Annotated in this window: 21 protein-coding genes; 4 read left to right on the top strand and 17 right to left on the bottom strand. The window is 69.4% G+C overall.

What is annotated here, in order from left to right; translation table 11 throughout:
• Positions 1 to 4 precede the first annotated feature (4 nt).
• From ACFXHE_RS14770 to zapE, 9 genes are all read right to left on the bottom strand, one after another.
• A complete protein-coding gene (locus ACFXHE_RS14770) occupies positions 5 to 550 on the bottom strand; it encodes an RNA 2'-phosphotransferase (RefSeq protein ID WP_379383203.1) in 546 nt (181 codons plus the stop codon).
• A gap of 47 nt (positions 551 to 597) precedes the next feature.
• Complete coding sequence (locus ACFXHE_RS14775) at positions 598 to 1053, bottom strand: hypothetical protein (protein ID WP_379383205.1); 456 nt, start codon at positions 1051 to 1053, stop codon at positions 598 to 600.
• Complete coding sequence (locus ACFXHE_RS14780) at positions 1050 to 2324, bottom strand: DUF58 domain-containing protein (protein WP_379383207.1); 1275 nt, start codon at positions 2322 to 2324, stop codon at positions 1050 to 1052. The genes ACFXHE_RS14775 and ACFXHE_RS14780 overlap by 4 nt, the downstream gene beginning before the upstream one ends.
• 7 nt (positions 2325 to 2331) lie before the next feature.
• A complete protein-coding gene (locus ACFXHE_RS14785; RefSeq protein ID WP_364606372.1) occupies positions 2332 to 3294 on the bottom strand; it encodes a MoxR family ATPase in 963 nt (320 codons plus the stop codon).
• A 20-nt stretch (positions 3295 to 3314) separates the two neighbouring features.
• On the bottom strand, positions 3315 to 3818 hold the full coding sequence (locus ACFXHE_RS14790) for a hypothetical protein (RefSeq protein WP_379383209.1): 504 nt from the start codon (positions 3816 to 3818) through the stop codon (positions 3315 to 3317).
• A gap of 49 nt (positions 3819 to 3867) precedes the next feature.
• Positions 3868 to 4809: a DUF4129 domain-containing protein gene (locus tag ACFXHE_RS14795; RefSeq protein WP_379383211.1), complete on the bottom strand. Its 942-nt coding sequence runs from the start codon at positions 4807 to 4809 to the stop codon at positions 3868 to 3870.
• 399 nt (positions 4810 to 5208) lie between these two features.
• The gene (locus ACFXHE_RS14800) at positions 5209 to 6675 is read right to left on the bottom strand and encodes a UDP-glucose dehydrogenase family protein (protein WP_379383213.1); all 1467 of its coding nucleotides are present in this window, start codon (positions 6673 to 6675) and stop codon (positions 5209 to 5211) included.
• Positions 6675 to 7841, bottom strand: a complete 1167-nt coding sequence (locus ACFXHE_RS14805) for a glycosyltransferase family 4 protein (protein WP_379383451.1) — start codon at positions 7839 to 7841, stop codon at positions 6675 to 6677. The genes ACFXHE_RS14800 and ACFXHE_RS14805 overlap by 1 nt, the downstream gene beginning before the upstream one ends.
• A gap of 221 nt (positions 7842 to 8062) precedes the next feature.
• Complete coding sequence (gene zapE / locus ACFXHE_RS14810; RefSeq protein ID WP_379383215.1) at positions 8063 to 9034, bottom strand: cell division protein ZapE; 972 nt, start codon at positions 9032 to 9034, stop codon at positions 8063 to 8065.
• Positions 9035 to 9113: 79 nt separating this feature from the next.
• Between zapE and ACFXHE_RS14815 the strand changes: the two genes are divergently transcribed.
• Positions 9114 to 9731 (top strand): TetR/AcrR family transcriptional regulator, encoded by a 618-nt coding sequence (locus ACFXHE_RS14815; protein WP_379383217.1) that lies wholly within the window; start codon positions 9114 to 9116, stop codon positions 9729 to 9731.
• On the opposite strand, the gene ACFXHE_RS14820 is transcribed toward ACFXHE_RS14815, so the two are convergent.
• Positions 9724 to 10041: a hypothetical protein gene (locus ACFXHE_RS14820; RefSeq protein WP_379383219.1), complete on the bottom strand. Its 318-nt coding sequence runs from the start codon at positions 10039 to 10041 to the stop codon at positions 9724 to 9726. The genes ACFXHE_RS14815 and ACFXHE_RS14820 overlap by 8 nt on opposite strands.
• Before the next feature lie 231 nt (positions 10042 to 10272).
• Here ACFXHE_RS14820 and ACFXHE_RS14825 point away from each other — a divergent pair, with 231 nt between their 5' ends.
• Both ACFXHE_RS14825 and ACFXHE_RS14830 read left to right on the top strand, forming a co-directional pair.
• Positions 10273 to 10491, top strand: a complete 219-nt coding sequence (locus ACFXHE_RS14825) for a type II toxin-antitoxin system VapB family antitoxin (protein ID WP_379383220.1) — start codon at positions 10273 to 10275, stop codon at positions 10489 to 10491.
• On the top strand, positions 10488 to 10922 hold the full coding sequence (locus ACFXHE_RS14830) for a PIN domain nuclease (protein ID WP_379383222.1): 435 nt from the start codon (positions 10488 to 10490) through the stop codon (positions 10920 to 10922). The genes ACFXHE_RS14825 and ACFXHE_RS14830 overlap by 4 nt, the downstream gene beginning before the upstream one ends.
• A gap of 21 nt (positions 10923 to 10943) precedes the next feature.
• Here the strand turns inward: ACFXHE_RS14830 and ACFXHE_RS14835 are convergent, their stop codons facing one another.
• The 7 genes from ACFXHE_RS14835 to ACFXHE_RS14865 form a co-directional block, all read right to left on the bottom strand.
• Positions 10944 to 11792: a helix-turn-helix transcriptional regulator gene (locus ACFXHE_RS14835; protein ID WP_379383224.1), complete on the bottom strand. Its 849-nt coding sequence runs from the start codon at positions 11790 to 11792 to the stop codon at positions 10944 to 10946.
• An 82-nt stretch (positions 11793 to 11874) separates the two neighbouring features.
• A complete protein-coding gene (locus ACFXHE_RS14840) occupies positions 11875 to 13050 on the bottom strand; it encodes a lipid-transfer protein (protein ID WP_379383226.1) in 1176 nt (391 codons plus the stop codon).
• A complete protein-coding gene (locus ACFXHE_RS14845) occupies positions 13047 to 13445 on the bottom strand; it encodes a MaoC family dehydratase (protein WP_379383453.1) in 399 nt (132 codons plus the stop codon). Before ACFXHE_RS14845 ends, ACFXHE_RS14840 begins: the two co-directional genes overlap by 4 nt.
• A 62-nt stretch (positions 13446 to 13507) precedes the next feature.
• Positions 13508 to 14473, bottom strand: a complete 966-nt coding sequence (locus tag ACFXHE_RS14850) for a bifunctional MaoC family dehydratase N-terminal/OB-fold nucleic acid binding domain-containing protein (protein ID WP_379383228.1) — start codon at positions 14471 to 14473, stop codon at positions 13508 to 13510.
• 120 nt (positions 14474 to 14593) lie between these two features.
• The gene (locus ACFXHE_RS14855) at positions 14594 to 15763 is read right to left on the bottom strand and encodes an acyl-CoA dehydrogenase family protein (RefSeq protein WP_379383230.1); all 1170 of its coding nucleotides are present in this window, start codon (positions 15761 to 15763) and stop codon (positions 14594 to 14596) included.
• A complete protein-coding gene (locus tag ACFXHE_RS14860) occupies positions 15748 to 16815 on the bottom strand; it encodes an acyl-CoA dehydrogenase family protein (protein ID WP_379383232.1) in 1068 nt (355 codons plus the stop codon). Before ACFXHE_RS14860 ends, ACFXHE_RS14855 begins: the two co-directional genes overlap by 16 nt.
• Positions 16816 to 16841: 26 nt before the next feature.
• A complete protein-coding gene (locus tag ACFXHE_RS14865) occupies positions 16842 to 19022 on the bottom strand; it encodes an acyl-CoA dehydrogenase family protein (RefSeq protein ID WP_379383233.1) in 2181 nt (726 codons plus the stop codon).
• 162 nt (positions 19023 to 19184) lie between these two features.
• Between ACFXHE_RS14865 and kstR the strand changes: the two genes are divergently transcribed.
• Positions 19185 to 19835: a cholesterol catabolism transcriptional regulator KstR gene (kstR, locus tag ACFXHE_RS14870; RefSeq protein ID WP_040854337.1), complete on the top strand. Its 651-nt coding sequence runs from the start codon at positions 19185 to 19187 to the stop codon at positions 19833 to 19835.
• Positions 19836 to 19969 lie beyond the last annotated feature (134 nt).

Consider the following 19969-nt stretch of genomic DNA (forward strand, 5'->3'; position numbering starts at 1 on the left):
CCGCTCAGAGTCCGGACAGGTATCCGGGCGGGACGGCGGCCACCAGCCAGACCCCATTGGTGCTGACCCGGAATTCGTGCCCGTCGCGGTGCATCGCGCCGGCAGCCACGGTCAGTACCACGGGTCTGCCACGTCGTGCCCCGACCTTGACGGCGGTCTCGGTATCCGCCGACAGGTGAACGTCGTGGCGGCGCATGGGCTTCAGCCCCTCGGCGCGAATTCCGGGCAGGGCCGCGGCAACGGTGCCGTGGTAGAGAACCGCGGGCGGTACGGTCGCCCGATACTCCAGGTCAACGTCGACACTGTGCCCCTGACTCGCGCGGATCCGGGTCCGAGTCGCATCGAATTCGAAGCGGCGCTTGTTGTTCCGCGCCACCACCTCGTCCAGTTCGGGACGCGAGAGCGCCCGCCCGTGCCGGCCCAGCGCCGACAGCAGCGTGGCGACGTCCACCCACCCGGCCGGGTCCAGCTCGATGCCGATGGCCTCGGGGGCGTGCCGTAGATGCCTCGACAACCGTTTCGAGGCCTTGATCATCTGTTGTTCGTCCATGGCGCGAGTGAACCAGTCTCACAGCCGGATTCGAAGCGATTTTCGGCTCAGCCGCCGGGAGTGTTCTCGGCTCGGCCGACGGTCCGATCGTCCGTCAGTCCGCGAACCAGCAAGGCGTACAACGCGATCACGGTGAACGGCGCCAGGATCGGCACCCAGGTGAGTCCGGTGGGCAGCACGGTCGCGGCCCCAGCCGCCACCGTGAACACCAGTGCGCCCGCCACTGACGGAATCGTCGTCGGCACCACGCCCACCGGAGCCGACACGGTCGCCGTGTTCAGCAGGTAGGTCGTCGCGACCAGCCCGATCCCGCCCGCCACCAGCGCCCCGGTCCCGACCCAGGCCAGCGCCGCCATGGCCCCGAGCACGGCCAGCACCGCGCACACCCGCCAGCGCCAGCCGGCCACCGCCAGGATGATCACCGGTATCGCGGCCCACGGCAGCACGATGGCCACCGCGCCCGCCAGCAGCAGCCCGGACAGCACGGCGAGGAACTTGGTCATCGGCGAACCCTCACGGTGCGGCGGTGTTCGGGCAGCAGGCGCATGACCTGATCGAGGCGGGTGTCCTCGGGCCAGGGCACGATGTCGACGCCGACGGTGCCCATATCGCGATACATGGAGGTGCGTTCCAGCTGCCACATGCGCGCGAGGGTGGAATCCAGGCCGTCGCCGAACGGCGTTCCGCGCAGCACGTCCACCACCACCACGACGTGGCCGCGCTTGCGCAGATCGATGAGGGCCAGGGCGAATTGGGTGTCGAGCAGCGTGGAGAAGGCGACGATGACCGCCCCGATGGGCACCGCGGCGTGCGGCGCCAGCGTGCCCTCGGTGAGGATGTGCTCGTCACCGACATCCAGCACGGCGTCCACGATGCGATAGAACTGGCGGCGGCCGATATCCGGTCGCAGCCAGCGTGGGGTGCGGCCCAGGCACACGACGGCCGTGCGGTCGCCCGCCTGCAGCGCGGACTGGGCCACCTGTGCGGCGCCACGCACCGACAGCTCCAGTGAGTCCGACGCGGGCCCGGGCGCCTGCATCGACGTGTCCACCAGCACAACCACATCCGCGGCCCGGTTGGTGAAGCGCTCGGTCACGAACAGCTGCCCGCGCCGCGCACTCACCGGCCAGTTCACGGTGCGCAGCTGATCCCCCGGCGTGTACGCGCGGATATCCGCGTACTCCACGCCCGGCCCGGCCCGGCGGGTGAGATGGGTGCCCATCCGTTCGGGAAGTTCGGTGCGCGGCAGGCGCATCCGCTGCGGATCGGTGATCGGATAGACGTACACCTCCCCGGCACGCAATCGCACCGAGGCCACCGCCAGCCCGGCCGGGCTCAGCGCGGTCACCCGCATCGGCACCGGATATCGGCCCCAGCGCGGGGCCGACAGCGCCAGCCGCAGCCCGGCGGGCGCGGTGCCGGAGTCCACCGTCTCCTCGACGTGGATCTCCATGCTCTGCAAGGGTTCCGGATGCAGCCGCAGCAGCGCGTGCCCGCGTTCCACGAACGCCGCGGCGGTCAGCACCACCTCTTCGGTCTCGAAGCAGCGCAGCACCCCCGCCCCGTCCACCTGGATGCGGGTGCGGGACTGCTGCAGCGGCGCGGTGGCCAGCACCCCGAGCATGGGCGCGGCGAACACCACCAGCTGCCACTTGCCCAGTACCAGCGCCAGCACCAGGGCGGGCACGGACACCGCGGCGAGCATGAACACCAACGGTGCGGGCCGCCAGCGCAATTCGGCCTCGACCGCCGTACTCGTGTCGCGATGCTTCATACGCGCCTCAGGCCTGGGTGGCGCGTGGGACCGGCAGGCGGCGCAGCAGTTCGGAGATCACGTCCTCGCCGCGGATGCGGCGGACCCACATCTCGGGGCGCAGCGTGATGCGATGGGCCATGGCCGGCACGGCGAGCGCCTTCACGTCCTCGGGGACCACGTAGTCGCGGCCGTGCAGCAGGGCCCGGGCGCGGGCCATCTGCACCAGGTCGAGTTCGGCGCGGGGGCTCGCGCCGACCTCCACCTGCGGATGCCCGCGGGTGGCCGAGGCGAGGGAGACGACGTAGCCCACCACATCCGGATGCACCGTCACGAATTCCACCGACTGCCGCATCTCCAGCAGGCCGTCGGCATCCACCACCTGCCCGATCTGGGCGGGTTGCGAGCCACGTTCCAGGCGGCGGCGGATCATGTTCATCTCGTCGGTCTCCGACAGGTAGCCCAGCCGCAGCTGCATGGCGAAGCGGTCGAGCTGGGCCTCGGGCAGCGGGTAGGTGCCCTCGTACTCGATCGGGTTGTCGGTGGCGAAGACGACGAAAGGCTGTGGCAGCGGGAAGGTTTCGCCGTCGATCGAGACCTGCCCCTCGGCCATGGCCTCCAGCAGGGCGGCCTGGGTCTTGGGCGGGGTGCGGTTGACCTCGTCGGCCAGCAGCATATTGGTGAAGACCGGGCCGCGCCGGAAACTGAAACGGCCCGAATGCATGTCGTAGATCGTCGACCCGATGAGGTCGGCGGGCAACAGATCCGGAGTGAACTGCACGCGGGTGAAGTTCAGCCCGAGCGCGGTCGCGAAGGAGCGCGCGATGAGGGTCTTGCCCAGTCCGGGCAGGTCCTCGATCAGGATGTGGCCCCCGGACAGCACCGCGATCATGATCAGCTGCAGTTCGTCCCGCTTGCCAACCACGACCCGGGATACTTCACGCAGCACCGCGTCGGTGCGCTTGATGGTCACGTCCATCGGTGATGTCATCGCATGTCTCGCATCTCATCTCACATGTTCTGCAGTCGGCGCAGGATTTCGTCCAGGGCCTCGCGCCCGGGAGCCCGATTGACCTGATCGCGCAGCGCCGAGTTCGCCGGATCCACCCAGCGCCACAGCTCGGGCCCGAACTGCAGCTGTCCCGCCACTTCCAGCGCACGCCGGTTCTTGGCCATCCGGTGCCCGCTGGTCAGTTCGAATTCCTTGGCCAGCAGCGGCCGCAGGTGCCGATCCCACTCCGCGCGCGAGCCCTCGGAGCGGTCGGCCAGCATCTGCGCGCGCGCCTGCCAGCGGTGCAGCATCTCGACGGGACCGTTGTCGATGTCGTTGTCGTCCGGTTCGGGCGGGGCGAGCCGGCGCGACCGCTCCACCAGCGACCACACCAGCAGTCCCAGCGCCGCGGCCACCGGAACGGCGGTGAGGGCGACCAGATGCTCGCGCTGATCGCCGAGAGCGAGTAGCTCGAACAGCAGGGCCAGCGCCACCGCGCCTGCCACGATCGCGCTCCGATTCATGGCCGGACCCCCGTTCGGTCCCTTGGGATCCGCACTGCCACACCGTCTTTCATGCCGCCTGCCCCTGTAGATCGGCCAGCACGATGCGGAGCAGCTGCTCGGCGCGCATCCGCTGCCACTCCAGCATGGAGTGCGGGCTGAACCGCGCCTCCTCGAACAGGGCCACCAGTTCCCGCGCCGAGGCGTCGTGCAGGAAGCCGCGGTCGAAGGCTCGCGCCAGCACCTCGGACGGGGTGTCGGAGGCCAGCGGCGCGACCTCCCGCGCCGTCGCCAGACCGCGTTCCATGGCGACGTAGCAGGCGATGATGGCGGTGCGCGGGTCCTGGCCCGGCGCGATCATGGCCGCCAGGCCCATCTCGGCGACCTTGGCCAGTGAGACCGCCTCGGTGGCCGTGGGCGGTGGCAGGGGCGTGCGCTCCAGCGAGGGCCGGCGGTTCGAGCCCACCGCCACCACGACCAGGCCGGTCATGGCGATCAGCACCAGCACGCCGGCGGTGATGCCGACCAGCAGCAGCGCGGTGCCGGTGAGGGTGGGCTCGGGGACCGCCTCCTCCGGCGGTGCCACGGTCTCCTGTGGTTGCGGGGCGGTCCCGGTGGCGGACACGCTCGGCGGCGTTCCCACCTGGGTCTGCCGCGCCGGCGTCACCAGGTACACCGACAGCACCGCGGTCGCGATCAGCGCGATGGCCGCGATCCCGACCAGCAGCAGCAGCCCGAGCCGCCGCAGGCCCGGCACGCGCACCGCGGACTCGCGGTCGGGTTCGGGCATGGCGAGCGGGAGGCGATGCTGGCTGTTGATCACACCTGCCACCAGAATCACCATCGAGACCAGCAGCAGCACCGGCATCAAGGCCAGTGACACCGCCGACGACGGATGTGGCGCGGCGGGTCCTCCGGTTCCCGGAATGTACCCGCGCAGTGCGACGACAGCCAGCATCACGAGCCCGATCAATGCGATCGCGCGTGCTGCCACCGTCCCCACCCCAGTCACGAATACTCCTAACCAGAGTCCAGCGGAATCAGGCACATAGTTACATGCCGAGCGGTCCGTCAGGACCAAAATCGTGAAGCTGGAATCACATACCCGCCGCGCATAAATCCCCCACCTGCGCGGCATCCCGCGCCAGACCCGAAAACCCAGGTCATCCCGGTCGAGGCCGAGCCTGCCGCCGCAACCCCACTTATCACCATCCGTGCACGATCCGAGCCACCCGGAGCGCAGATCAAGATCGCACGGCAACGAGGGACGCACGCCGGTCTCGCGAGGCAGGAGAGCCACTCGGCGCACTCGAGGCAGGAAGGCACCAGGCCGCACGCCGTGGCGCAGCAGCCCGGCGACGCGGGGAGGCCGCGTGCCGGGCTGAGGGTCGACGGTCCGGGACCGTAGCGATCAGGCGGTGCGGCGGACGCGGGCGCGCAGGCGGGTCAGCGGCGAGGGCTGAGCCAGAGCGCGGGCCGGTTCGGCGACCGGCGCCCGGACAGCCGGTGCCGGATAGGCGGTGCCGGCGGGCGCGCCGACGCGGCCGGCCAGGGTGCGCGGCTCGACCAGGCGGCCGAGGGCGCGGAAGTCCCAGCCCGCCGCCAGCCACGGTTCGGGGTCGAGGGTATTGCGGGCGTCGATGATGACCCGGCCGCGGGCGACCGTGCGCAGGAAGCCCGGATCCAGTTCCCGGAATTCGCGCCACTCGGTCAGGTGCAGGACCACATCCGCCTCGTGCAGGGCGGCCGCCGGGGTGGCGGCGAAGACCAGCTGCGGAGCGACGGCGCGCGCCGGACCCGTTGCGGCGGGGTCGAATACGGTCACCTCGACCCCGGCCGCGTGCAGCTGCTGCGCGACATCGAGGGCGGGTGAATCGCGGACGTCGTCGGAGAGCGGCTTGAACGCCGCACCCAGCACCCCGACCCGGCCGCGCGGGCGGTGACCGCCCAGCAGCTCCAAGGTCTCCCGCACCACCCGCTCGCGGCGGCGCAGGTTGACCGCGTCGATGTCGCGCAGGAAGTCGACCGACTCCCCCGCACCGAGCTCGGTGGCCCGGGCAATCAGGGCGCGCACGTCCTTCGGCAGGCAGCCGCCGCCGTAGCCGAGGCCCGCGCCCAGGAACTTGCGGCCGATCCGGTCGTCGTGGCCCAGCGCGTCGGCCAGCAGGGTCACGTCCGCGCCGGTGAGGTCGCACAGCTCGGCCATGGCATTGATGAACGAGATCTTGGTCGCCAGAAAGGCATTCGCGGAGACCTTGATCAGCTCGGCGGTCGGCAGGTTGGTGATCACCACCGGCGAGCCCCCTGCGATAGGCGTGGCGTACACCTGCCGCAGCGCCCACTCCGCGTCCGGCGTGGTGACACCGAAGACCAGCCGGTTCGGGTGCAGCGTGTCGTAGACCGCGTGCCCCTCGCGCAGGAACTCCGGGTTCCAGGCCAGATCGACCGAAATCCCTTCCGGCGCAAGCTCGGCGATGCGGGCGGTGAGCGCCTCGGCGGTGCCCACCGGCACCGTGGACTTGCCGACGATCAGGCAGTTGCGGGTCAGGTGCGGCACCAGCCCGTCCAGCGCGGCGTAGAGCTGCGACAGGTCGGCGGCCCCGTTCACCCCGGGCGGCGTTCCGACACAGAGGAAGTGGACGTCGGCGAACTCGGCGGCCTCGACCAGCGAGGTGCCGAAACGCAGCCGCCCGCCCGCCACGTGCCCGGCCAGCAGTTCCGGCAGCCCGGGTTCGTGGAAGGGCACCCGCCCAGCGGACAGCGCCGCGGCCTTGGCCGGGTTGTTGTCCACCCCGAGCACGTCGAAGCCGAGTTCGGCCATGCCCGCGGCATGGGTGGCGCCCAGGTATCCGGTGCCGATAACGGAGATGCGGAGCATCAGGATGCCTCCTTGGTGGCCGGGAACTCGCCCCGCGTCGAATCGGACTGCAGAGTCGAATCCGCCTGCAGGCGTTCCGCGATCACCTCGCGGTAGTGACGGATGAGCAGATCGTTGACGGCCGTCCAGGACCGGTCGCGCACACTGCGCACCGCGGTCTGCGCGGTCTGCTCGCGCAGTCGCGGGTCCTCGACCAGGCGGCGCACCAGTTCGGTCATCGCCTCGGCGTCGCCGGGTGGATAGAGGAAACCCGCGCCGGGCGTGACCACGTCGATCGGGCCGCCCGACTTGGGCGCGACCACCGGCACACCGGAGGCCAGCGCCTCCTGCGCTGCCTGGCAATAGGTTTCGTGGCGGCCGGTGTGCACGAACACATCCAGCGACGCGTAGGCCGCCGCGAGTTCCTCACCGTGCAGCACGCCGAGGAACTCCGCGTCCGGCAACAGCTTCCGCAGCCGCTTCTCCTCGGGGCCGCCGCCCACCACGACCAGCCGGACACCCGGCAGCGGCCGCAGTGCGGCGAGCAGCTCGAGCTCCTTCTCCGGCGCGAGGCGCCCGATATAGCCGACCAGCGCTTCGCCATTGGGGGCCAGCCGCTTTCGCAGTTCCGCCGACCGCCGGAAGGGACCGAACTGCTGCAGGTCGACCCCGCGCGGCCAGCGGCCCAGTCCCGGAATGCCCATCAGCTCCAGCTGGCGCAGGCTGGCGGTGGAGGGCGCGAGGGTGCGGTCCACCCGCAGGTGGATGCGCCGGGTCAGCGCGGTCATGGCGCGGACGCCGCCGGGCAGGTCGTAGCGCAGCGCGAAACCCACCAGATCGGTCTGATAGATGGCGACGGTCGGAATCCCGAGTTCGTTCGCGACCTTGGCCGCCTGATAGCCGAGCGTCGCCGGCGAGGCGATATGCACGACATCGGGCCGGAATTCACGCATGATCTTGCGCAGCCGGCGGCGGGTCTCCAGCCCGATCCGGAAATCCCGGTAGAAGGGCAGCCGGGCCCCGCGCACCACGTGCACGCGGAACCCGGCGTACTTGCCGGGGCCGGTCGGCGCCACCAGCGTGGCCTCGTGACCCTTGGCGGCCAGGTGATCCAGCACCCGGCGCACGGAGTTGGTGACGCCGTTGACCTGGGGAAGAAAGGACTCGGCGACGACCAGCACCCGCAGGCGGGCGCTTTTCCGGATATGGGGACTACTCGGTATGCTCGGGTTCCGCGGCGCGGAATCCCTTGCCTGCTCGCGGATTCGCATCGTTCCCCTCCGGTTCGGTGCTGCTCCTGACGCCACGGTAGGAAGCGGCCCGCAACGCCAGACCCCCTCCGCGTTGACGGCACGTGAACCGTGCACGTCGATCAAGTCGGCCAGTTCACCGGGGCTTCGCCGAACGGCTATCGAGACTCGAGGTTTGCCGGTTCGCGCAGCTCCGCGAGCCGGCTCAGGGTGCGGTAGAGATCGGGGACGCGCTCGATCGCCACCCTCACCCCATTGCCGGCACCGCCCAGCTCCGCCAGCGGTACGTCGGCGAAGATCGACAGTTCCAGGTCGGCGTCGTAGAGCACGTCGACCAGATTCACGAAGCGCATCACCCAGTCCGGCGGGACCGTCCCCATGGGCGGCACCGCGCACACCACCCAGCGGCGGATCTCACGGGTGAGCCCCAGGAAATCGGCCGCCGACACCGGGATACCGCACAGCTCCGCGAAATCGACGGTGAGCTCCCCGTTTTCCACCGCGCGGGCGTGCAGCCGCCGATGCGCGACGGGTAGATCGACCGCGCCGATCACCGGGCAGGCCCCGACCACGTAGTGCCCGGCGGCGAAGCCGGTGTGCCGGCCCCCGAGCATGCGGTAGTCCTGCGGACCGTCCACCGCCACCACGTCCAGGTGCTCGAGGATCCGCTCGATGGTTGGCACGAACATGCCGTGCATGAGAGGGTTGGGCAGCAGGTCCTGCGGCGGATAGTTCGAAGTCACCACGAGGGTGATGCGCCGGGCGAACAGCGTGTCCAGCAGTCGTGTCACGAGCCGGGCATCGCCCGAGTCGTGCACATGGAATTCGTCGAAGCAGATCAGATCCGCGTCGCCGAGCAGCGCGTCCACCGAGGCGTCGATATTCCCGTACTCGTGGATTCCGGCATTCAATTGCGCGAAGAAGGCGTGAAAGTGGTAGCGCCGCTTGCGATTCGAGGACACCGATGCGAAGAAGCGGTTCATGAGCATGGTCTTGCCGCGCCCCGGCCCGCCGTACAGGTACAGCCCGCGCGGGCGCCGCCATCTCCGGCCCACCCGCGCGGCAATGGCGGCCAGCTGCTCGGCGGCGTGGCGCTGGTCGGCATCGAGCACGATCTCCGGCGTTTCCATGACAACCTCCCTGCATCCTCTACTTCTGTAGAGCTTCCTCTATAGTTGTAGAGGATCACGGAGCCGCAGAGGAGCAAAGGTGACCACCTCCACACCCGACCGGCGCACCCTCATCGTGGACAGCGCCATCGATCTCATTGCCACCCAAGGACTCCGGGCGCTCACCCACCGCGCCCTGGACACCGCACTGGAACTCCCCGCAGGATCGACGTCCTACTACTTCCGCACCAAACGAGCCCTCCTGGAGGGCATCGTGGACCGCATCACCATCCGCTCCCGCACCGACTTCGCGGCCCGGCAAGCGGACCTGGCGGCGCCGACGGGAGCATCCGGAACCCGCACGGACAGCGCCCTGGACCGGCTCGCGGCAGGCATCGCGGGCTGGCTGGATCGCCTACTCGCGCAACGCCGCAACCATCTGATCGCCCGGCACGCCCTCATCATCGAACTGCTCGGCGATGCCAACATGCACGACAAACTCGCGAGCTCGCTCTTCTCGCACCGGCACGCCACCACCCTGTTCGAAACCCTCGGCGCATCCGACCCGGCCACTGCCGCAGCCGATTTCATCGCGGTCCTCGAGGGCCTGGTCTTCGACCGCTTCGCCGGCGCCCGCACCGGTCTCGCGCCGGGTACCGCGGAGAGCGTGAATCAGCTGGCGGCCGTACTGTCCGCCCAGTTCAGGGCCATCAGCTAGCGCGGTAGCGGATATCCCAGATGCGCATGTTCGGCCACGGCGGCTGCTTGACCAGGGCCAAGGTGCCGAGGGTCGCGGCGATCAGGCCGGTGAGGACACCGAGGGTCGCGATACGGGAGCCGTCCACGGCCGGCTCCCACTTGACCTCACCGTCGCGGATGACGAATATGCCGAGCGGCCGCGACCCGCGCCAGCCACTCACGGCCGCGACCGTAATGATCGTGGTCCCATCGGAAGTCTCGTGCGGTTCCCCATACACCGGCGCACTCCCCATCACCGGCAGCTCATTCAACCGTTCCCGCAAGGTCATCACGATCCCTTTCGCCACAGATGAATTGCGCCCCAATCTACGCCGCCGCCGGTAACCGCCACCGAATCTTGCGCAGCCGCACCCCTTTCGAGGAACGCGACACTATGTCCGGATACCTCGGGACAGCCCCCGCAACAGCACCGGCACCGACTTGGGTCGATCAGCAATCCAGAGCGGCGACCGTGCCGAATACCTGCTGAATATTGCTGGCACTAATGCCGGAGACATATCATGAGATATATGAAGACGATGATCGACCTCGATGACGAGGCTCTCGCCCTGGCCGCCAAGGAACTCGGAACCACCACGAAGAAGGACACGGTCAACGCCGCGCTCAAGTTCGTGGCCGAGCGCAGGCAACGCATCGAACAGATCCTCGACGACCCGTACAGCATCGGGATCGGCCCGGACATCGGCGATCCCGAGGTCATGCGCCGGGCCCGCCGTTGAACGAACCCACGCCGCTCCGACTGCACCTCATCGATACTTCGGCCGTCGCGCGGATCCGCGACGACGCCGTGCGCGCCGTGATCACCGGGCTGATCGCCAACCGAGCCGCAGCCACGTGTGTGACCGTTGATCTCGAAGCCGGATACTCGGGCCGCAATCTGGCCGATCTGCAGAAGATCGCGCAACGCCGCCGCGCCCTGTATGTGAACCTGCCTGTCAACGAGGCGATCACTGACCGTGCGCGTGAGGTTCAGCAGTTGCTCGCTCGCCAGGGGCTGCATCGCTCAGCAGGGATCGTCGACCTCATGACCGCTGCCGTCGCCGAATTCCACGACGCGGTCGTCGTCCACTACGACGCGGACTTCGAACACATCGCCGCAGTCACCCGGCAGCCCCATGTGTGGGTCGTGCCGAAAGGCACCATCGACTGATCACGGCCATCGGCTCGCGGATCAGCTGCACCGTTTGGCCTCGGAGGTGCTCTCGTCGAGCAATGAGTCCAGTGCCCGCGCGGTATCGGTGCCCGGCGCCGGGGTGTAGGCGATGAGGGCTCGTACCCCGGGATCGGCCGGAATATCCAGCAGTTCGTAATCCAGGTGCAGGTCGCCGACGAGCGGGTGGTGCACGACGTAGCGGCCGTATTGAAAGTCGTTGACCTCGTGCGTCTCCCAGTACTCCCGGAACTCGGGACTGCGTTCGTTCATGTCGCGCAGCATGGCCCGCAGTTCCGGGTCGTCGGGCCGGTGGCCGGCCTGCAGCCGCATATCCGCGGCGATGTGGCCCGCGACCAGCGCCACATCGGCCGTGATCGCCCGGATGTGCGGGTCGAAGAAGATCAGATGCATCCACGTGCGTTCGGATTCGGGCACTTCCGCGAAATCGATGCCGAATACCGCCACCGCGGCGGCGTTCCACCCCAGGATGTCGGTGCGATGCCCGACGATATACGCGGGCGCGCGGGTCATGGAATCGAGCAATTGCTGCAGCCCGGGGCGCAGGGGTTCGCCCGCCCGGGAGAGCGAACGCGGTGGGCGCGCCAGATTGCGCAGGTGCCGTCGCTCGTCCTCGCTCAGCAGCAGCGCGGTGGCGATGGCGTCGACAATCCCCTCCGAAACCGCCTCGGCCCGCCCCTGTTCCAGCCGGACGTAGTACTCGACACTCACCCCGGCCAGATGCGCGACCTCCTCGCGCCGCAACCCGGGCACCCGCCGCCGCCCCCACACCGGCAAGCCGATGTCCTCGGGCCGCAATCGCGCCCGGCGCGACCGAAGAAACTCGCCCATTTCAGACTTGTCGGACACCCGGCCGATTCTATGGATACCAAGCGGTTCCATGTGAAAGGCCCGGACGATCTCGACGATCATCCGGGCCTTCGCGACTCGCTCAGTTGGCGGTGAGCACCAAGCCCGAGGTCGGTACGCCGGTGCCGGCGGTGACCACGATGTTCTCCAGGCCCTGGACCTGATTCACGGAGGTGCCGCGGATCTGGCGGACGCCCTCGGCGATGCCGTTCATGCCGTGGATGTAGGCCTCGCCGAGCTGGCCGCCGTGGGTGTTCAGCGGCAGGCGGCCGCCGATCTCGATGGCGCCGTCGGCGATGAAGTCCTTGGCCTCACCGCGGCCGCAGAAGCCGAGCTCCTCCAGCTGCATGAGAACGAAGGGGGTGAAGTGGTCGTAGAGGATGCCGGCCTGCATGTCCTCCGGCCGCAGCCCGCTCTGCGCCCACAGCTGGTCGCCGACCAGGCCCATTTCCGGCAGCCCGGTCATGGCGTCGCGGTAGTAGCTGGTCATGACGTACTGGTCCGCACCGGAACCCTGTGCGGCACCGGCAATCAGCGCGGGCTTGTTGGGCAGATCCTTGGCCCGCTCGGCACTGGTGACCACGATGGCCACGCCGCCGTCGGTCTCCTGGCAGCAGTCCAGCAGGTGCAGCGGCTCCGCGATCCAGCGCGAGGCCTGGTGCTCCTCCAGGGTGATGGGCTTGCCGTAGAAGTGCGCCGCCGGGTTCACGGCCGCGTGCTTGCGATCGGCGACGGCCACCCGGCCGAAATCCTCACTGCGCGAGCCGTATACGTGCATGTAGCGGCGCGCCACCATGGCCACCTGCGCGGCCGGGGTGCCCAGGCCGTGGGTGTAGGAGAACGCGTTGTCCACTCCGGAGGAGCTCGGGTTGCCGGTCGCGAGGTGAGTCGCGAACTGCCCGAAGCGGTTTCCGGAGCGCTCGTTGAAAGCCCGGTAGGCCACCACGACATCCGCGACACCGGTCGCGACCGCCATGGCCGCCTGCTGCACGGTCGCGGCGGCCGCGCCACCGCCGAAGGGGATGTTGCTGAAGAACTTCAGGGACGGGATACCGGCGGCGCGCGCCACGGCGGCCTGGGTATTGGTGTCCATGGTGAAGGTCGTCAGGCCGTCCACATCGGCGGGCGTGAGTCCCGCGTCGGCCAGGGCGGCGGTGACGGCCTCGGCGGCCAGACGCAGTTCGCTGCGGCCGGAGTCCTTGGAGAAGTCGGTCGCGCCGATGCCGACGATGGCGGCGCTACGGCTCAGCCCACTCACTGTGCCTCCTGCAGGGAGATGACGGCTTTCGCCGTGATGTGGTCGCCGAGCGAGTCGTTGCCGACCACGTCGATGGTGATGTCCGCGCCGTCCACGGCCGCCACGGTGCCGCTCAGGGTGAGGGTGTCACCCGCGTACAGCGGCACGCCCAGCCGCAGCGCGATCGACTTGACGATGGCCCGCGGCCCCGCCCAGTCCGTCACGAACCGCTGCACCAGACCGGTGTCGGTGAGGATATTGACGAAGATGTCCTTGGACCCGCGCTCGACCGCCTTGTCGCGGTCGTGGTGCACGTCCTGGAAGTCCCGGGTGGCCAGCGCCGTCGAGACGATGAACGTGGTGTCGGCGTGAATCACCAACTCCGGCAACACGGTTCCGACCTGCACGGCCGACAGCTCGACTGGCCCACCCGTCGCCCCACCGCCACCCCTGATGGAATCGCTCCGCGATACTGCAGTCATTGCACGGCCTCCCAGTAGGGCACGGTGTTGTCGTCGTCGAGCTTCAGGAAGCCCACCTCGACCGGCAGGCCGACCTCGACCTCGCCCGGCTCGATGCCGCGCAGCTCGCCGAGCATGCGCACGCCCTCCTCCAGCTCGACCAGGGCGATCACGTACGGCAGCTGCCGTCCCGGCACCTTGGGCGCGTGGTGCACCACGAAGCTGAAGACGGTGCCGCGCCCCGAGGCGACCACATAGTCGGTCTGCTCCGAGTGGTCCTTCCACAGCGCCGGAACCGGCGGGTGCTGCAGCGAGCCGTCGGGCCGCTGCTGGATCCGCAGCTCCCCGAGTTTGATTCCGTCCCAGAAGAACTCGGTGTCCTTGGACACGGTCGGCCGCACGCGCTTGGCCAGATCTTCCGCGGACACCTCGCCGGATTCCTTGGGAGCGGCCGTCTTTCCGGTGCCGGGCGCGAACTTCAGCATGCGGAACTTCATCTCGGTGACCAGCTCGTCACCCACGTACCAGTTGGTGAGGTAGGTGGTGAACCAGCCCTCGCCGAGCCCGGTCCGCTTGGGGCCCACGATGTCGCCGATGCTGGACCGCACCGTCACCTGCTCGCCGAGCTGCAGGTAGCGGTGGTAGACCTGCTCGCAGTTGGTGGCGACCACCGAGGTGAAGCCGGCCGCGTCGAACAGGTCGTTGGTGCGGGTCATCGGGTCGTCGTCGGCGCGGACGCCGCCCAGTCCCAGCATGGTCCACACCTGCGCCATGGCGGGCGGGGCCACGATGCCGGCGTGCCCGGCCGCCTTGGCGGCGGCCTCGTCCACGTAGATCGGGTTGGCGTCGCCGAGGGCCTCGACCCAGTTGTTGATCATGGGCTGGTTGATCGGATCGCGCCCCGCGCGCGCCGCGGACTCACCGTCCGCCTTGATCTTCTCCAAGCCCTCGCGGATCTCGTCGGCCGTGAAACTCTTCGTCACGCTCTCTCCTCTGCGATCTAGCGCGGAACCCGCGGCAGGCGCAGGCCCATCTGGGCCATCGGGCACAGTGCGCATGATCTCGTCCGCCTGGGGTACGTCTTCTCCACGGTTGGGTGGCTCCTATCTGGGGACCCTGGGCAGGCGCAGGCCCATCTGGGCGATCAGCTCGCGCATGATCTCGTTGACGCCGCCGCCGAAGGTCACCACTAGGTTCTGCTTGGTCCGCTTGTCCAGCCAGACCAGCAGTTCCGCGGTGGCCGGGTCGGCGGGATCGCCGAAGCGGCCCACGATCTCCTCGGCCAGGCGGCCCGCCTGCTGCAGCGCCTCGGTGGAGAACACCTTGGTCGCCGAGGCGTCGGCGATGACATCGCGCTGATCGGCGTCGGGGCGTTCCATATTGGAGGCCACCTGCCAGTTCAGCAGCTCGTTCAGCCGCGTCATGGCGTGCAGGCGGCCCAGCGAGCGCCGCACGTCGGCCTCGCCGAGCACGCCCTGGACCTGCGCCCAGTCGTGCACCCGGTGGTAGAGCTGCTCGATCTTGCCGGACGGGCCCAGGCTCACCCGCTCGTGATTGAGCTGGGTGGTGATCAGCTTCCAGCCGCCGTTCTCCTCGCCGACCATCATGTTCGCGGGGACGCGGACATTGTCGAAGTAGGTGGCGTTGGTGTGGTGCGCGCCGTCGGCGGTGATGATCGGCGTCCACGAGTAGCCCGGATCCCTGGTGTCCACGATCAGGATCGTGATGCCCCTGTGCCGGGACTCCGCGGAACCGGTGCGGCAGGCCAGCCAGACGTAGTCGGCCTCGTGCGCACCGGTGGTGAAGATCTTCTGCCCGTTGACGATCCAGTCGCCGTTGGCGTCGCGCACCGCGGAGGTTCGCAGCGCGGCCAGGTCGGTGCCGGCGTCCGGCTCGGAGTAGCCGATGGCGAAATGCACGTCGCCGGTGAGGATTCCGGGCAGGAACTTCTGCTTCTGCTCCTCGGTGCCGAACGACTGCAGCGCCGGCCCGACGGTCAGCAGCGTGACCAGCGGCACCGGCACGTCGGCGCGGACCGCCTCGTTGTAGAAGATCTGCTGTTCCAGCGGCCCGAAGCCCTGCCCGCCGTACTCCTTGGGCCAGCCGACGCCGAGCTTGCCGTCGCGGCCCATGCGCTTGACCACCGCGCGGTAGGCGTCACCGTGCCGGTTCACCAGCATCTCGGCCTCCTCTTCGGGAGTCACGAGACCGGTGAAGTACGTGCGCAGTTCGTCGCGCAGCTTGCGCTGCTCCGCGGTCAGTTCGATGAACATCTGGCTCCCAAACGGTCCAGCCGGAACGATTCGCCGCCGAGCCAGCGGGCGATGTCCTTGGCCTGTGAGTAGTAGCGGTGCAGCGGATGGGTGATATCCACCCCGAGACCACCGTGCAGGTGGTGGCACTTCTGCATGGCCGCGGGCAGTTCCGCCGCCACCGTGTACGCCAGCACGTCGAGATCGTCGTCGATACGCTCCAGGTGCTCGGCGCCCTGTTCGTCCTGAGCCAGCGCCCAGGTCGCCGAGCAGGCGGCCGCGTGCAGCGTCCGCGAGGCCACGTAGACATCCGCGATCTGCTGTGCGACAGCCTGGAATTCGGCCAGCGGGCGGCCGAACTGCTGACGAGTGCGCACGTGCTCGGCGGTCAATGAGACCACGCCGGCGAGCAGGCCGTCGGCCACCGCGCCGAGGCTCGCCAGCGCGAACCGGTGCAGTTCGGTCAGCCCGCCGGGCAGCAGCTGCTCGGCCGGGATCACGACCTGGTCGAACTGGAGCGAAAACTCCGGCACGCCATCGGAAGTCGGGCTCGCGGTGCGGGTGATGCCCGCGGCGTCACCGTCCACCACGGCGATGCCGCTGTCGGTGGGCACCAGGATCCAGCGTGCGGTGTCGGCGTAGGGCACCGCCACCTTGCGGCCGGTGACGCGCACGGTGGCGCCGTCGGTCACAGCGGTGGCCTCCGGCTTCACCGTGAACGGCGAGCCGGGCTCGTGCAGGGCGGCGGTCAGCACCGCGCCCTCGGCCACGGCCGGAAACACCTTTTCCGCCAGGGCATCCGGCAGGCCGATCGCCTTCAGCGGCAGCACGCCGAAGCCGAGGGTGACCAGTGCGGGCGCCTGCGCGGCGGCGCGGGCCAGCTCGGTGAGCATGGCCCCGACCTCGAGCAGGCCCATATCGTCGCCGCCGAAGCGTTCGGGTAGCGGCACGGCCAGCAGGCCGCTGTCCGCGATGATCGGCCACAGCGCGACATCACGCGCGCTGTCGCGTTCCAGCAAACTTACGACAACCTCGGCGACAGCGTCCTGGCTCTCGTCCCTGGTGAAGTCCAATGTAATGCTCCCGGTTCAGGTGTGGACTAGCCGTGCGACTCGCGGGGCAACCCGAGGATCCGTTCACCGGCGACGGTCAACAGGATCTGCTCGGTACCGCCGGCAATCGACAAACAGCGTGTGAGCAGGAATTCTTTCACCGCGTCGGTTTCCAGAGCGCCCGCCGCACCAGACAGTTCGACGGCGAATTCCGCTACCGCCTGCCGGTGTCTCACACCGACCAGTTTGCGCACGCTGCTCTGCGCGGCAGGGTCCCCGCCGGACAGCAGCTTCTGCGCCGCGCGAGCTTCCAACAATGTTCCGGCAACCGATTCCGCGATGAGCCCGCCGAGCCGGTCCGTAACCAGCTCCGCGCCCGGGCCCGAGGCCGGCGCGGCGGCGATCAATGCCTCCAGCTCGTCCCCGATTCCCTTGCCGCCCATGGCGACCCGCTCGGCCGACAGGGTGGAGCGGGCGATCTTCCAGCCATTGCCGAGTTCGCCGACCAGGCAGTCGTCCGGCACGAAGACATCGTCGAGGAACACCTCGTTGAAGCGCGCCTCACCGGTGATCTCCACCAGCGGCCGGATGTCCAGCCCCGCGCTCTTCATATCGACCAGGAAGTAGCTGATGCCCTTGTGCTTCGGCGCCGAGGCGTCGGTGCGCGCCAGGCAGATGCCCCAGGTGGCGCGATCGGCCAGCGAGGTCCACACCTTCTGGCCGCGCAGCTTCCAGCCGCCCTCGACCCGCTCGGCCACCGTGCGCAGCGCCGCCAGATCCGACCCGGCACCGGGCTCGGAGAACAGCTGGCACCAGATGACCTCACCGGTCAGCGTCGGCATGGCGTAGCGCTCGATCTGCTCGGGGGTGCCCCACTGCAGCAGGGTCGGGATCGCCCAGTTGGCAATCGCGATGTCCGGCAGCGCGATACCCGCCTGGCGGATCTGGTCGTCGAGGCGTGTGCGCAGCAGGGGTCCGGCGCCGCGACCGTAGGGCGCGGGCCAGTGCGAGGCCAGCAGTCCGGCCTCGGCCAGCGCCACCCGCTGCTCCGGCTCCGGCAGCGCCGCGATCTTGGCCAGGTCCGCCGCCAGCACGGCCGCCTCGGCGGCATCCAGACCGGCTGTCTCCCAGTCGGATCCGGGCTCGCCGTCGGCGCCCAGGTCGACGCCGACCGTGCGCCGCATGCCGGCCAGGGTCAGCTCGGCGACCCGGGCCCGCCAGCGCGCGGTACCGCCCAGCAGCTGCCGCAGCGCAGTGGCCCGGCGCAGATACAGATGCGCGTCGTGCTCCCAGGTGAAACCGATTCCGCCCAGAACCTGAATGCAATCCTTGGCATTCTCCACCGCGGCATCCAGCGACATGGACAGGGCGACGGCGGCGGCCAGCTGCAGTTCCGCACTACCACTGTCCGCCGCGGCGGCCGCATCGGCGGCGACGGCGCGAATCTGTTCGGCCCGGCACAGCATCCACGCGCAAATGTGTTTGACCGCTTGGAATTCGCCGATCTTGCGCCCGAATTGTTCGCGCACCTTCGCATATTCGGTGGCGGTCTCCAGGCACCAGCCCGCGATGCCCGCGGCCTCGGCGGCGACCAGCGTGGCGGCCAGGTCCAGCACGGAGAAGCCGGGCTCGAACAGGCGATCCGCGGCCACGGCGACGTCCGCGCACACCACGCGCGCCACCGGCACGGTCTTGTCGATGCCGGCCAGCGGCTCCACGGTCAGCCCGGCGGCGTCGGCGTCGATCAGTGCCCACAGGTGACGGTCACCGTCGCGTACCGGGACCAGCACCGCCGTACCCGGTGCGGCGCCCGGAACCGAGTCCCACTCACCGGACACCGAGGCGCCCGATTCGCCCACGGATATTGCGATTTCGCCCGCGAGCGCGACGCCGCATGGCGTAATCTCGTCGAGCGCCTCGCCGGCGACGAGTCCCGCCAACGCCGTCGAGAGCACCGGTCCGCCGACCAGGTCATGTGCCGCCTGCTCCACCAGCACGGCCAGATCCCCGACGGTCCCACCCGCGCCCCCGGCCTCCTCCGGCACCGCGACCCGGAAAATTCCGAGATCGGCCAGGCGCGGCCAGTATTCGCGCCAGAAATCGGGCGCGCCGGAACGCAGTTCCGCCTGTGCTCTGGAACGCATTGTTGCAATCGGGCGCACGGCGGTTGCCCATCCGCGCATCGACTCCTGGACGGCTTTATGCTCGTCAGTGGTGGCTATGGTCACACTCCATACCGCCTTTCCGGCGTGACTTCAGCTCCTAGAACATGTTCTAATGTTCGAGCCGGGCGGAAGTCAAGCGCCGTCCCGGCCGCGGTACGAACTCGTGCCCAGTCGACGCTGGGTGAGATGAACCGAACGATTCGTGCAGGAAAGGACTCTCAACCGATGGCCAGTCCCTCCCGATCGCAGGCCGCCGACGGGGTGCCCGGTGGACGCACCGCGCCCGTCACCACCCTCAGCGAGGAGGATCTGAGCTCGGCGGCGCAGCGCGACCGACGCAAGCGCATCCTCGACGCCACGCTCGCGCTGGCATCCAAGGGTGGCTACGACGCGGTCCAGATGCGAGCGGTCGCCGAACGCGCGGATGTCGCCGTCGGCACGCTCTACCGGTACTTCCCGTCCAAGGTGCACCTGCTGGTGTCCGCCCTGGCCCGGGAATTCGAGCAGTTCGAGGGCCGGCGCAAGCCGCTCGCCGGTGCCACCCCGCAGGAGCGCATGCACCTGCTGCTCACCCAGGTCACCCGGGCCATGCAGCGCGACCCGCTGCTGACCGAGGCCATGACCCGCGCCTTCATGTTCGCCGACGCCTCCGCGGCCGCCGAGGTCGATCGGGTCGGCAAGGTGATGGACCGGTTCTTCGCCCGTGCCCTCTCCGACGAGGTTCCCAGCGACCGCCAGCTCGCCATCGCCCGCGTCATCTCCGATGTGTGGCTGTCGAATCTGGTTGCGTGGCTGACCCGCCGCGCCTCGGCCACCGATGTGACCGAGCGCCTGGAGCTCACCGTCGATCTGCTCATCGGCAGCGGCAACGAATAGCGAGTAGCACGAACGCACGCTTGCGTTCGCTCGATGCGCAACGGGCTGCCCGGTCCGGAGAACCGGGCAGCCCGTTGCGCGTTTGCTGGAACCCCGCTGGTCAGCCGGGGTGAACGCAGAGCAACCCGCGCGTG

Source organism: Nocardia sp. NPDC059229 (assembly GCF_042754165.1).
Classification (GTDB): Bacteria; Actinomycetota; Actinomycetes; order Mycobacteriales; family Mycobacteriaceae; genus Nocardia.